Annotated in this window: 7 protein-coding genes; 2 read left to right on the forward strand and 5 right to left on the reverse strand. The window is 64.6% G+C overall.

Features of this window, described 5'->3' with window-relative positions; genetic code table 11:
• Positions 1 to 121: 121 nt before the first annotated feature.
• Both AC0L20_RS06385 and gltB read right to left on the reverse strand, forming a co-directional pair.
• Positions 122 to 1,573 (reverse strand): glutamate synthase subunit beta, encoded by a 1,452-nt coding sequence (locus AC0L20_RS06385; protein ID WP_473287863.1) that lies wholly within the window; start codon positions 1,571 to 1,573, stop codon positions 122 to 124.
• A gap of 158 nt (positions 1,574 to 1,731) precedes the next feature.
• The gene (gltB, locus tag AC0L20_RS06390; RefSeq protein WP_473287864.1) at positions 1,732 to 6,465 is read right to left on the reverse strand and encodes a glutamate synthase large subunit; all 4,734 of its coding nucleotides are present in this window, start codon (positions 6,463 to 6,465) and stop codon (positions 1,732 to 1,734) included.
• 492 nt (positions 6,466 to 6,957) lie between these two features.
• Here gltB and AC0L20_RS06395 point away from each other — a divergent pair, with 492 nt between their 5' ends.
• Positions 6,958 to 7,704 (forward strand): hypothetical protein, encoded by a 747-nt coding sequence (locus AC0L20_RS06395; protein ID WP_473287865.1) that lies wholly within the window; start codon positions 6,958 to 6,960, stop codon positions 7,702 to 7,704.
• Between the two features lie 261 nt (positions 7,705 to 7,965).
• Here the strand turns inward: AC0L20_RS06395 and AC0L20_RS06400 are convergent, their stop codons facing one another.
• Both AC0L20_RS06400 and AC0L20_RS06405 read right to left on the reverse strand, forming a co-directional pair.
• The gene (locus AC0L20_RS06400) at positions 7,966 to 8,736 is read right to left on the reverse strand and encodes an alpha/beta fold hydrolase (RefSeq protein ID WP_473287866.1); all 771 of its coding nucleotides are present in this window, start codon (positions 8,734 to 8,736) and stop codon (positions 7,966 to 7,968) included.
• A gap of 306 nt (positions 8,737 to 9,042) precedes the next feature.
• Entirely contained in the window at positions 9,043 to 9,504 is a 462-nt protein-coding gene (locus AC0L20_RS06405; RefSeq protein WP_007597127.1) for an Hsp20 family protein, read from the reverse strand.
• Positions 9,505 to 9,724: 220 nt separating this feature from the next.
• Between AC0L20_RS06405 and AC0L20_RS06410 the strand changes: the two genes are divergently transcribed.
• On the forward strand, positions 9,725 to 10,672 hold the full coding sequence (locus AC0L20_RS06410; protein WP_007597126.1) for an alpha/beta fold hydrolase: 948 nt from the start codon (positions 9,725 to 9,727) through the stop codon (positions 10,670 to 10,672).
• Positions 10,673 to 10,844: 172 nt separating this feature from the next.
• Here AC0L20_RS06410 and AC0L20_RS06415 read toward each other — a convergent pair whose 3' ends face one another.
• Complete coding sequence (locus AC0L20_RS06415) at positions 10,845 to 13,610, reverse strand: di-heme-cytochrome C peroxidase (protein ID WP_473287867.1); 2,766 nt, start codon at positions 13,608 to 13,610, stop codon at positions 10,845 to 10,847.
• Positions 13,611 to 13,644: the final 34 nt, after the last annotated feature.

A 13,644-nucleotide genomic window follows, 5' to 3' on the forward strand; every position in this document is an offset into this window, starting at 1 on the left:
AACCCCGGCAGAGGCCTTCTCCTCTCAACTGTTGCACTTCGAGTGTGAATCCACCTCCTGGCTTTCGCCAGGACGACAGCGGACTGTTTGTCTGCCTTAAGCGGTGGCAGCTCGCCCCAACTCAGCGCGGCAGATCCGTCTTCCCCATCAAAAACGTATCGATCGACCGCGCGCACAGCCGGCCCTCGCGGATCGCCCAGACCACCAGCGATTGGCCGCGGCGCATGTCGCCGGCGGTGAATACGTTCGGGCGCGAGGTCTGGTAGTCGAGCGTGTTGGCCTTGACGTTGCCGCGGGGGTCGAGCTCGACCGAGAGCACCTTGAGCAGGCCCTCGTGCACGGGGTGGACGAAGCCCATCGCGAGCAGGACGAGGTCGGCGTCGAGCTCGAACTCGGTGCCGGCGATCGGCTTGAACTTGTCGTCGACGCGCACGCAGTGCAGCTTCTTGACTTGGCCGTTCTCGCCGGTGAACTTTTGCGTCAGCACGGCGAATTCGCGGACCGCGCCTTCGGCCTGGCTGGAGGACGTCCGCATCTTGAGCGGCCAGTTCGGCCAGGTCAGGCCCTTGTTCTCGTGCTCCGGCGGGGCGGGCATGATCTCGAGCTGGGTCACGGAGAGCGCGCCCTGGCGCAACGAGGTGCCGATGCAGTCGGATCCGGTGTCGCCGCCGCCGATGACGACGACATGCTTGCCGCCGGCCAGGATCTCCTGGACGCCGCCGAGCGGCTCCTCGGACACGCGGCGGTTCTGCTGCGGCAGGAAGTCCATGGCGTAGTGGATGCCGGCAAGGTCGCGGCCGGGGATCGGCAGGTCGCGCGGGGCTTCGGCGCCGCCGGTCAGCGCCACGGCGTCGTACTCGTTGAGCATCTCGCGCGGATCGACATTGCCGTCGACGCCGACATGGCTGTTATAGTGGAACGTGACGCCTTCGCCTTCCATCTGCGTGACGCGGCGGTCGATGACGTTCTTTTCCATCTTGAAGTCGGGGATGCCGTAGCGCAGCAGGCCGCCGGCCTTGGCGAACTTCTCGAACAGATGCACGTCGTGGCCGGCGCGCGCGAGCTGCTGCGCGCAGGCCATGCCGGCCGGACCCGAGCCGATCACCGCGACCTTCTTGCCGGTCTTCACGGCCGCGACTTCCGGCTTCAGCCAGCCATTGTCCCAGGCGCGGTCGACGATCGCGCATTCGATGGTCTTGATGGTGACGGGGTTGTCATCGATGTTGAGCGTGCAGGAGGCTTCACACGGCGCTGGACAGATGCGTCCCGTGAACTCCGGGAAATTGTTGGTCGAGTGCAGATTGCGCGAGGCTTCTTCCCAGTTGCCCTGATAGACGAGGTCGTTCCAGTCCGGGATCTGGTTGTTGACCGGGCAGCCGGGCGTGCCGGGCGAGACCGAGCCGGTGCCGTGGCAATAGGGGATGCCGCAGTTCATGCAGCGCGCGGCCTGGTCGCGCGTTTCCTTCTCGGAGAGAGGAACGACGAACTCGTGGAAATGCTTCACGCGCTCGGCGACCGGGGTGTACTTGCGGTCGTGCCGTTCGATTTCGAGAAAACCCGTGATCTTGCCCATTAAACCCGAAGTCCCTGCCGCTTAAATTCGTTTGTTCTCTCTCCCCTCATCCTGAGGAGCGGCGCGCTTGGCGCCGCGTCTCGAAGGATGAAGGCCCCGCTGGTGGTCTCATGGTTCGAGACGCGCTTTGCGCTCCTCACCATGAGGCTTTTTTTTAGCTAAGCCCCGATCGCGATTTTCGGCTCGGCGTCCGCGTTGGCGGCCATCTCGCGCAGCGCGCGCCGGTATTCGACCGGCATCACCTTGCGGAATTTGGGCAGCCAGTCCTTCCAGTTGGCCAGGATGTCGGCGGCACGCCTGGAGCCGGTTGCCTTGGCATGGCGCGTGATCAGGACGTGCAATCGCTCGACGTCGGAGGCGAGCAGGTCCTTGAACACGTCGACCCGGCCGTGCGCCTCGAGGTCACCGGAGTGGTGATAGGTGCCGGCGTTGATCAGCTCTTCCGACAGCACCGGCTCGAGCTCGACCATTGCCATGTTGCACAGCCTGTCGAAGTCGCCGGTCTCGTCCAGCACATAGGCGATGCCGCCGGACATGCCGGCCGCGAAGTTGCGCCCGGTCTTGCCGAGCACGACCACGATGCCGCCGGTCATGTATTCGCAGCAATGGTCGCCCGCGCCCTCGACCACCGCGACGGCGCCGGAATTGCGCACGGCAAAACGCTCGCCGGCGATGCCGCGGAAGTAGCACTCGCCTTGAATGGCGCCGTACATCACGGTGTTGCCGACGATGATGCTCTCTTCCGGCACGATGCCGCTGTTGGCCGGCGGCTTGACGATGATCTTGCCGCCCGAGAGGCCCTTGCCGACATAGTCGTTGGCTTCGCCTTCGAGCTCGAAGGTGACGCCTTGCGCCAGCCACGCGCCGAAGGCCTGGCCGGCGGTGCCCTTGAGGCTGACATGGATGGTCTCATGCGGCAGGCCGGCATGGCCGTAGATCTTGGCGACCGCACCCGACAGCATCGCGCCCGCGGAGCGGTTGGTGCTGTTGATCTTGGCCTCGATCTTCACCGGCGCACCGCGGTCGAGCGCAGGCGTCGCCTGCTCGATCAGCGTGCGGTCGAGCACCGCTTCCAGATGATGGTTCTGGCGCTCGGAGTGATAGATCTTCTGGCCCTTCTCTTCCTTCTGCTTGACGAACAGTTTCGAGAAGTCGAGTCCCTTGGCCTTCCAGTGCGCGACCAGCTTGGTCTGGTCGAGCAGCTGCACCTGGCCGATCATCTCGTTGAAGCTGCGGAAGCCGAGCGAGGCCATGATCTCGCGGACCTCTTCGGCGACGAAGAAGAAGTAGTTGATCACATGCTCGGGCTGGCCGGTGAAGCGCTTGCGCAGGACGGGGTCCTGGGTCGCGACGCCGACCGGGCAGGTGTTGAGATGGCACTTGCGCATCATGATGCAGCCGGCCGCGATCAAGGGCGCGGTGGCGAAGCCGAATTCGTCGGCGCCGAGCAGCGCGCCGATCACGACGTCACGGCCGGTGCGGAAGCCGCCGTCGACCTGGACCACGATGCGGCTGCGCAGCCGCTCGCGCACCAGCGTCTGGTGGGTTTCGGCGAGGCCGATCTCCCAGGGGCTGCCGGCGTGCTTGATCGAGGTCAGCGGCGAAGCGCCGGTGCCGCCCTCGAAGCCCGCGATGGTGACGTGGTCGGCGCGCGCCTTGGCGACGCCCGCGGCCACCGTGCCGACGCCGATCTCGGAGACGAGCTTGACCGAGACCGCGCCGTCCGGGTTGACGTTCTTGAGGTCGTAGATGAGCTGCGCCAGATCCTCGATCGAGTAGATGTCGTGGTGCGGCGGCGGCGAGATCAGGCCGACGCCAGGCGTCGAATGCCGGACCTTGGCGATGGTCGCATCGACCTTGTGGCCGGGCAATTGGCCGCCTTCGCCGGGCTTGGCGCCCTGCGCCATCTTGATCTGCATCATGTCGGAGTTGACGAGATACTCCGTGGTGACGCCGAAGCGGCCCGAGGCGACCTGCTTGATTGCCGAGCGCATGCTGTCGCCGTTCGGCAGCGGCTTGAAACGGTCGGCTTCCTCGCCGCCTTCGCCGGTGTTCGACTTGCCGCCGATCCGGTTCATGGCGATCGCGAGCGTGGTGTGCGCCTCGCGCGAGATCGAGCCGAAGCTCATCGCGCCGGTGGCGAAACGCTTGACGATGTCCTTGGCCGGCTCGACCTGGTCGAGCGGTATCGGCTTGCGCTTCTCCTCGTCCGCGTTCTTGATCCGGAACAGGCCGCGCAGCGTCAGGAGACGCTCCGATTGCTCGTTGAGGATCTTCGCGAAAGCGCGGTAGCGTTCCAGCGAATTGCCGCGCGCGGCGTGCTGCAGCAGCCCCACCGACTCGGCGGTCCACGCATGGTCCTCGCCGCGGCTGCGATAGGCATATTCGCCGCCGACATCGAGCGAGGTTTTGTAAACGAGCGCATCGCCGAACGCGTCGGCATGACGGCGCACCGCCTCTTCGGCGATCTCGCCAAGACCGACGCCCTCGACGCGGGTATGCGTGCCGGCGAAGAATTTGCCGACGAATTCCGCCTTCAGGCCGATGGCGTCGAAGATCTGCGCGCCGCAATAGGACTGGTAGGTCGAGATGCCCATCTTGGACATCACCTTGAGCAGGCCCTTGCCGATCGACTTGATGTAGCGCTTGACGATCTCGTAGTCGTCGAGCGAGCCGGGCAGGCGGTCCTTCATCGCGATGATGGTTTCGAACGCCAGATAAGGATTGATCGCTTCCGCGCCGTAGCCGGCGAGACAGGCGAAGTGATGCACTTCGCGCGGCTCGCCGGATTCGACGACAAGGCCGACCGAGGTGCGCAATCCGGTGCGGATCAAATGATGATGCACGGCGGCGCAGGCCAGCAGCGACGGGATCGGAACCCGGTCGGTGCCGACCATGCGGTCGGACAGGATGATGATGTTGACGCCCTCGCGCACCGCGCTCTCCGCGCGTGCGCAGAGCTCATCCAGCACCTGGTCCATGCCGGCCGCGCCGAGGCCGGCGTGGAAGGTGGTGTCCAGCGTGCGCGACTTGAAGTGCGACTCGGCGACCTCGGAGATCGAGCGGATCTTTTCGAGGTCCGCGTCGGTCAGAATCGGCTGGCGCGCTTCGAGGCGCTTGGTGGTGGCAAGGCCTTGCAGGTCGAACAGGTTCGGCCGCGGTCCGATGATGGAGACGAGGCTCATCACCAGCTCCTCGCGGATCGGGTCGATCGGCGGGTTGGTGACCTGCGCAAAGTTCTGCTTGAAGTAGGTGAACAGCGGCTTGGCCTTGGCCGACAGCGCCGAGATCGGCGTGTCGTTGCCCATCGAACCTGCGGCTTCCTCGCCGGTGGAGGCCATCGGCGTCATCAGGATGGTGATGTCTTCCTGGCTGTAGCCAAACGCCTGCTGGCGATCGAGCAGCGACAGGTTGGAGCGCACGCCGGTGGTCGGCACCTTCGGCAGCTCTTCCAGCACGATCTGGGTCCGCTCCAGCCACTCCGTGTAGGGATGGCTTCTGGCGAGCTCGGCCTTGATCTCGTCGTCGGGGATGAGGCGGCCCTGCTCGAGGTCGACCAGCAGCATCTTGCCGGGCTGCAAGCGCCACTTGGTGATGATCTGGTCCTCGGGAATCGTCAGCACGCCCATCTCGGACGCCATCACGATGCGGTCGTCCTTGGTGACGAGATAGCGCGCGGGACGAAGGCCGTTGCGGTCCAGCGTGGCGCCGATCTGGCGGCCGTCGGTGAAGGCGATCGCAGCGGGACCATCCCACGGCTCCATCAAGGCTGCATGATATTCGTAGAAGGCGCGGCGCTTCTCATCCATCAAGGGATTACCGGCCCACGCCTCCGGAATCATCATCATGACGGCGTGCGGCAGCGAGTAGCCGCCCTGCACCAGGAATTCCAGCGCGTTGTCGAAGCAGGCGGTGTCCGACTGGCCTTCGTAGGAGATCGGCCAGAGCCGGTTGATGTCCTTGCCGTACAGCTCGGAGCTCACCGAAGCCTGGCGCGCCGCCATCCAGTTGACGTTGCCGCGCAGCGTGTTGATCTCGCCGTTATGCGCGATCATGCGGTAGGGATGCGCCAGCGACCACGCCGGGAAGGTGTTGGTCGAGAAGCGCTGGTGAACGAGCGCCAGCGCGCTCTCGAAATCCTTCTCGTGCAAATCGGGATAGTACTTGCCGAGCTGGTCGGCGAGGAACATGCCCTTGTAGATCACGGTGCGGCAGGACATCGAGCAGGGATAATAGCCGGCGAGGCCGCGGTCGCGGCGCTGATAGATCGCTTGCGAGATCGACTTGCGCAGGATGTAGAGCCGGCGCTCGAAATCGTCCTCGGTCTTGGCGGTGCCGTTGCGGCCGATGAACACCTGCATGCAGGCGGGCTCGGTCGGCTTCACCGTGACGCCGAGCGAGGAGTTGTCGGTCGGCACGTCGCGCCAGCCGAGCAGCGTCAGGCCTTCTTCCTTGATCTGGTCGGCGATGATGCTCTTGATGACGTTGCGCCAGGCGGTGTCGCGCGGCATGAACAACGCGCCGATGGCGTATTCGCCGGGATTGGGCAGTGCGAAGCCGAGCTCCTTCGCCTTGCGGCTGAAGAAGGCATGCGGGATCTGCACCAGAATGCCGGCGCCGTCACCGGCGCGCGGGTCGGCGCCGACAGCGCCGCGGTGCTCGAGGTTACAGAGGATGCTGAGCGCGTCCGCGACGATCTCGTGCGACTTCTGGCCCTTGATGTTGGCGATGAAGCCGACGCCGCAGGAATCTTTTTCCAGGCTCGGATCGTAGAGACCTACGGCCGGCGGCCGTGAATTGTGTTCCTGAATCGGATCGGTCGTTTTCGAGGCGACCGTCGCCGACAGTTGTTCTGCCACGATGTTTCCGCGCTCGACTTGCGACCCGTTCATGTTCTCGTCCTCTCCATGCGGCAAGCTGCCTCACCGCCATCTTCGGCGCACCTTGGGCGTCCCGCGGCACCCGCTTCTGGGTCACCGCTCGTCCGCTTGCGAGCCGCATTTTCTTAAATTCAGGCCAAGGCGTTCTTCGTCCCCGAGAACGGCTTTGCCTGTTGCCTTCTTGGCGCTCGAAAGCACCGACTTTCGTTGCAATCCCTATGCCGGAACCGCAAGCAAAATTGAGACAGTCTTCCTGTCCTAACCGTCACCTTGCCAAATTTTTGTCTATCACACAAGCGCGCGCAAGTCCCGATTCCCCATAGATCAATCAATCGCTTTCCAAAAGTTGCGCGGCCCCGCTTTTGAAGCAAACGCGCCCTGATCCGGCCCCGCCGACGCCGGAATCCCCAATGAAGCTTCGGATCAACCCTTCGGAAGCCGCGCCACGCCGCAAGAAGCGAAAGAGCGCGATCCATCCGGGGGCCTGACAGGAGCGTCTCGATCATGAAGTTTTTCACAGGATGGATGGCTGCCGCCGCGCTGGCGCTGGCCGCGACCGCCGCTCAAGCGCAAGTTCCAGCGCGAGGGGCGATGATCGCAGTCTCGGATTTCGACGGACCCTATGCGCCACCGGAGGCCGCGCCGCCGCCGCCGCGCTACGGCTATGGCTACGAAGAGCGTGGGCCGGCTCCGGTGCTGCTGCCATCGACCGAGGTCTACGCGGTGCTGCGCGAGAACGGCTTCTCTCCACTGGGCATCCCGCGCCTGCGCGGCGGTGTCTACACCATCGCGGTGATCGACCGCCGCGGCGAGGACGGCCGGCTCGTGATCGATGCCCGCGACGGAAGGATCTTGCGCTTCATGCCGGCTGCCGACGCCTACGGCATGGCACCGGGCTACGAGCAGCCTGCGGTTGCACCTTACCGCCCGCAAAGTGCGCTGCCGCCGCCGACCATGGTCCGCAGTGGCCCGCCCCGCCCACCGGCCCCGATCCCGCATGTCGCCAGCCGCTCCGTGCCGCTGCCCAAGGCGGCTCCGCCGCGCGGCGAGACGCCGGTTGCGGCCAAGCCGGCCGAACCCGCGGCGGCGCAGGCAGCGCAGGCTCAACCTACCACGCAGACCGTGGCGGCCGTGCCTGCAAAGCCCGCCGAGGCCGCGCCGCAAGTCATTGCTCCAACCGTCGGTCTGGCCAAACCTGCTCCAACGATCCTGCCGACACAGGACATGCCTGCAGCGCAGGGGCTGGATTGAGCCTGGGCGTTTGATGCGATGACCCGCATCACACCCACGGTGTCGTCCTGGCCTAGTGCGCAATTGCGCACGGGGGCCAGGACCCATACCGCGAGGTCTATCGAGCGATTGAGGTGCGAGTACCGGACGACGAGTCTTCGCCAAACTCCTCCCTGTGGTAATGGGTCCTGGCTTTCGCCAGGACGACGTTGGGGAGAGAGTTAGCCCCAAACAAAAGGCGCCTGAGCATCCAGGCGCCTTTTGCATCACTGCAACCGCCGCTCAGCTCCGCCCATACCCCGCCGCTTCCAGGATCAAATTCGACACCTCCTTCGGATGCGACACCAGCGAGAGGTGGCCGGCGTCGAGTTCGATCGTGGTCGCGTTCATGCGCTTGGCGAGAAAGCGTTCGAGATCGGGATTGATGGTGTAGTCGTTCTTCGACACCGCGTACCAGCTCGGCCTGGAGTGCCATGCCGCCTCGGTGGTGCGACCGGCGAAGATCGAGGCGGCGGTCGGCCATTGCACGGCGTAGAGCTCCTTGGCCTGCTCCGGCTTCAAGCCATTGGCAAAATACTTCAGGAAGGCGTCTTCCGAGAGTTTTGTGTAGCCGTCGCGCTCAACGATGCCGGCACGCACGGCGCCGGTCGGGAATTGCTTCGACAGCGCGACAAAATCTTCGTTGGCATCGGGCGCGCGGGCGGCGACATAGACGAGGCCGCTGACCTTGGGGTCGGTGCCGACCTGGCTGATCACGGTGCCGCCCCAGGAATGCGCGACCAGCACGGTTGGGCCATCCTGTTCGGCCAGCACGCGCTTGGTGGCCTCGACGGAGTCCGCAAGCGACGACAGCGGATTTTGCACGGCAGTTACGTTGAGACCGGCGGCCTGCAGGATCGGGATCACCTCCGACCAGCTCGAGCCGTCGGCCCAGGCGCCGTGCACCAGCACGACGTTCTTGGCCTTCACGGTCTGCGGCGTCTGCGCGTGAGCAAGGGTGAGCGGGGCCGCCAACAGGCTCGCGGCGACGAAAAAGCTGCGCCAGAAAGTCATGATCGTTCTCCGTCTTGTTTTGGTTCGATAGCCAAAGGACGAGGCGGGCGGCGGCGGCGTTACGCTGTTTCACCGCTCTGTGATGCGGTGCGGAAACCATCCAAATTACAGGTGTCGTCCTGGCGAAAGCCAGGATCCATTACCCCCGAGAGATGTTGGGCGAAGATTGGTCGTTCGGTATTGCTACCGCACACGATTGATGGACCTCGCGGTATGGGTCCTGGCTTTCGCCAGGACGACAGCAAACGAAAAAAAACGCCCCGGGGCACCGGGGCGTTTTCGCAACCTGGAAGTGGCCGACGTGATTTACGCGGCTACCGAGTTCTCGATCACCTGTGCGCCTTGCGCACCGGTGTTGATCGCGATCTGGCGGGGCTTCTTCGCTTCGGGAATCTCACGGACGAGGTCGACGTGAAGCAGCCCGTTCTCGAGCGAGGCGTTCTTCACCTGCACGAAATCGGCAAGCTGGAACGCGCGCTCGAAGGCACGCGCGGCGATGCCGCGGTACAGCACTTCGGCCTTCGAGTTCTCGTTGGCGACTTTCTCGCCCTTGATCGTCAGCGTGTTTTCCTTCGCGACGATGGAGAGCTCATCCTTGGCAAAGCCCGAGACCGCAACGGTGATGCGGTAGTCGTTCTCGCCGGTGCGCTCGATGTTGTAGGGGGGATAACCGGGGCTGCCGTCCGAACCGGCCTGATCGAGCAGGTTGAAGAGGCGGTCGAAGCCGACGGTGGAACGGTAGAAGGGGGTCAGGTCGTACGTACGCATAGTCAAGTCCTCCATTGAGCGACTGTTGAGTAACCCGCCCGCCAATCGGGCCGGGCTTTCGTCTGTGTGCAGCCTGATGTTCCGGTTCCGAAACACTGGTAGCGGCCTGCACCAAGGTGATATGGGTTGAGGAGAACGGCGTTCAAGAGGGCGGATACTTAGCCTTTTCGGCGCTCCCGCCCCCTGATTTGCAGCACTTCCTGCCCAAGCCCTCCCCATCATGACGCTGGTCTCGATACCCTCCAATCCCGTTCCCGAAGACGTCGTCAGCGGTACCATCAAGACCCCTGATGGCGTCGAGCTGCGCTTTGCGCGCTGGGCGCCGCCGGCGAACCGCAAGGGCACCGTCTGCGTCTTCACCGGACGCAGCGAGCAGATCGAGAAATATTTCGAGACCGTGCGCGACCTGCGTGACCGCGGCTTTGCGGTGGCGATGATCGACTGGCGCGGGCAGGGCCACTCCTCGCGTCGCCTGCGCGATCCACGCAAGGGCTATGTCCGCGACTTCGCGGATTTTGAGATCGACGTCGAGACCTTCGTGCAGCAGGTGGTGCTGCCGGATTGCCCGCCGCCCTTCTTCGCGCTCGCCCACTCCATGGGCGGCACGGTGATGCTGCGGGTGGCGCATGCGGGCAAGCGCTGGTTCGACCGCATGGTGCTGTCGGCGCCGATGATCGACCTGCCCGGCCGCGCCACCTCGTTTCCGGCGCGGGCTCTGCTGAAGACAATGCGCGTGTTGGGGATGGGCGGCCGCTATGTCCCCGGCGGCAGCGACCAGATCACCGGGCTTAATCCCTTCATCAACAATCCGCTGACCAGCGACCCCGTGCGCTATGCGCGCAATGCCGCGATCCTGGAGGAGGATCCGACCCTCGGGCTCGCGTCACCGACGGTCGCCTGGGCCGATACCGCCTTCCGCGCGATGAACACCTTCAGGGGCAAGAACTACCCGTCCGAGATCCGTCAGCCGATCCTGATGCTGGCGGCCTCCAGCGACACCGTGGTTTCGATCGCGGCGATCGAGGAGTTCGCCTATCATTTGCGCGCCGGCTCCCATCTCGTGATCGCCGGCGCCAAGCACGAGATTCTCCAGGAGCAGGACCGCTACCGCTCCCAATTCTGGGCAGCCTTCGACGCCTTCGTGCCGGGCACGCCGCTGTTCAAGTGAGGGGTTGAAGTGAATGGCTGCCGCGCGCGAGGTGCGCTCCCTCGCCCCGTTCTTACGGGGAGAGGGGCCTCTCTCGGCACGCAAGATCGTCGAGAGACCTGTACCCCCTCACCCGGATTGCATCTTCGATGCAATCCGACCTCTCCCCGCAAGCGGGGCGAGGTAAGGCCCACTACAGCGTTTTCAGATACTCGATCAGATCGTAGCGCTCGTTGTCGTCCTTGAACACGCGGCCGATGACGCCGGGACGTTTTTCCTCGCCCGGCTTGCGCTCGAAGGAATGGCCGAGCACGCTATTGCCCTGGATAGGATCCCTCTCCGACCCCGCCGAGAACTCGGTTTCACCCATCTTGCATTTCTCGTCGGCAGTGACCGCAAAGCCGACCGTCACGGGATCGTAGTCGCGGCGGCCCATGCAGAATTTTTGCGGGCGCTCGCTTGCAGGCTTCAGCAACCAGTAGAGAGACGGCACCGAACCGTTGTGCAGGTAGGGCGCCGTGGCCCAGATGCCGTTCAGCGGCCGTGCCCGATAGCGCGCTCCCCCCACCGGATTGAGGCAGTTCTTGCGCGCGAGATTCCACAATTTCGCCCGCTCGGCATCCGGAGTCTTCTCGTCATCCATCCATTTGCGGGCGACGAGGTCCACCACCGTCATCAGTCCGAGCGCATACACCATCTCGGTCGGCGAGCTTGCGGTCGAGACGTCGCATTGCCACCATTTCTGGAGGTCGGCCGTATTCACCTTCAGGAAGCCAGGCAAATCGACGATCCTGTTGCTGAGCACGAGCGACTGTTCGGGATCCGTCTTGATCTCGTCGAGGGGGATCGTCACCGCGTTCAGCACCTTGCTGTCGCCGCTCGGCTCCCAATGTCCCGAAGACCAGAAAGCCGGGGTGTCGATCGCCGGCAGATGGCATCCGGAACACATCTCGGCGTAGATCTTGCGGCCATTGTCGACCCTCTTCTGATCGAGCCTCCAATTGTCGCCGAGGATCTGCGAGGGCCATTTCGGCGCCAGCAGGCCGCCGAACTTCGGACCGGTGGAGGGATCCGCCGTCTTGAACGGATCGGGGCCCCTGAGCATGTCCTCGATCCAGCCGAGCGTGTTGATATGAACCGAGGACCGCCACAGCCTGTCCTCCGGATAGGCGTCGGACAGATTGAGCAGCGCCGTCACGCCGAGGGCTTCGCCGGCGTTGCGGATCAGCGGCTGCTCGATCGAGGCGTCGTACTGGGCGAACTTGAACCAGGGCACGGTCCAGATCGGGGGATAGCTGACCGGGGCGTCCTGGGCGTGCAGGTTCTTCTCGAAACCCTTAAGCCCGCTCAGCGCGAGATCCTGCGAAAAAACCTGATTGCCGATGCGATTGAGAGCGTCGAGGCGACCGAACCCTTCCTCGGTGTCACTCTGCTGCCGGCCGTTCCAGGTCTTCTTGCCTTCAATCGTCTTTTGCTGGGTTTTCGCCCAGTCGATCAGGAAGTTGCCGATCGCGCCGAGCTTCTGCTTGAGCGCGGTGCGGTCAGCCTTGCTGGCATCGGGGCCGAGCACGCGATCGGCAAAGCGCTGGAAGCGGAACGGCACGTAAAGCGTGTAGGCGATCGACAGGCCGGTGGAGAGCTCGAGCTTCTTCAAGTCGGTCATGGCCGGGCCGCCGTCGAAACGCACGTCCACGCCCTGGTAATGGATCTGGCCGGTATGGCAGGCGGCGCAGGTCAGCCCGATCTTGTCCTCTTCGCGACGGCCCGTCGCGGGATCGCTGACCCCGGTCATTCGTGCAAAGCCGACCGGCAGGCCGTCGACGTTCTCCGCCGGCGTCCATCTGGTCGACCAGTCCGGCACCTGCGTCGTCTCGTAGAGATTGGCGTAGCCGAAGCGGCGCAGGGACGTCGCATCGGTCTGGATCGACTGCGGGCTCGGAATGAACCCGAAGCGCTCGAGATAGGCGCTGTCCGTCATCATGCCCGGCCGCGAGAACAGATGCAGGCGCGGCTGCTCCAGGGCCATGAACCATTCGTAAGGCACCGGGAAGGTCGCGGTGCCCTGGCTGGCATGGTGAAACCAATGCCTGTCCTTCAGCGACCAGTTCTGTTCGAGCCAAAAGGCCGCCTTCGTCTCGGGGACCGTGGGCAAGGGCGGCGGCAGGAGATTCACGAGGATTCCCTTTTGCGGCAGCGTGGCACGCACCTGGTCGGGGAATTCGGCAACCGCAACGAGCAAGGCGAGACCGAGGGCGACCAGCAGGGCCGCAACCTTGAGCGCGCCCCGCACCACGCGCTGGCAGGTCGACAGCACCGGCTGCGCTACGAGCCGCTGGTTGATGCGAGCAGGGAATTGCCGCTCGTTGAACAGAGTGCGCACGTCGGCCACGCTGAGATAGCGGTCCTCACCCGCGCCCTTGCCCACGATCTTCAGGAGGATCGGCCACTCGAACTTCATCAGCAGGGGGTAGTACCAGCGCGCGGCGCTGCCGGCCCGCTTGAGATTGTCGCGCATGAAGACGCCGATTTCCGAGGCGTTGAGACCCGGCTCAGAGCCGCCGCCGTTCGGATCCTGGTAGGTCCGGCCGAAGCTCGCAAACCGCGAAAGCTCGCCCTCATCGACCTTGCCGTCGACGCCGAGGACGCGCGAGCCGGCACCGCGCTTGTCGAGAGGGCCGCCACGCAACGCGTCGAGCTGCGCGCCCGAAAATATGCTCTTCAGGATGTGACCCAGACCGTTGGCGATGAGCGCGACGCCGCGGACCTGGATGCCGGCCGAGACCTTTTTCAGCCCGGTCTCGCCGCTCGCATTCGCGATCGTTTGCGACAGCGTGCCCAGCGGGACGGTTCCGCCGTCAACAAACCCTTCGCCGACGAGGCCGCGGAGGAATGGACAGGGATTGTTCGGCGAGACCTGGATCGAGGGGTCGAAGGGGGGCTTCGGAGCGGAGTCATGCATGGCCCAAAATCCTGAAAACGGCGAATCGTGAAAT

The sequence above is a fragment of the Bradyrhizobium sp. Kon58 genome (assembly GCF_055807455.1).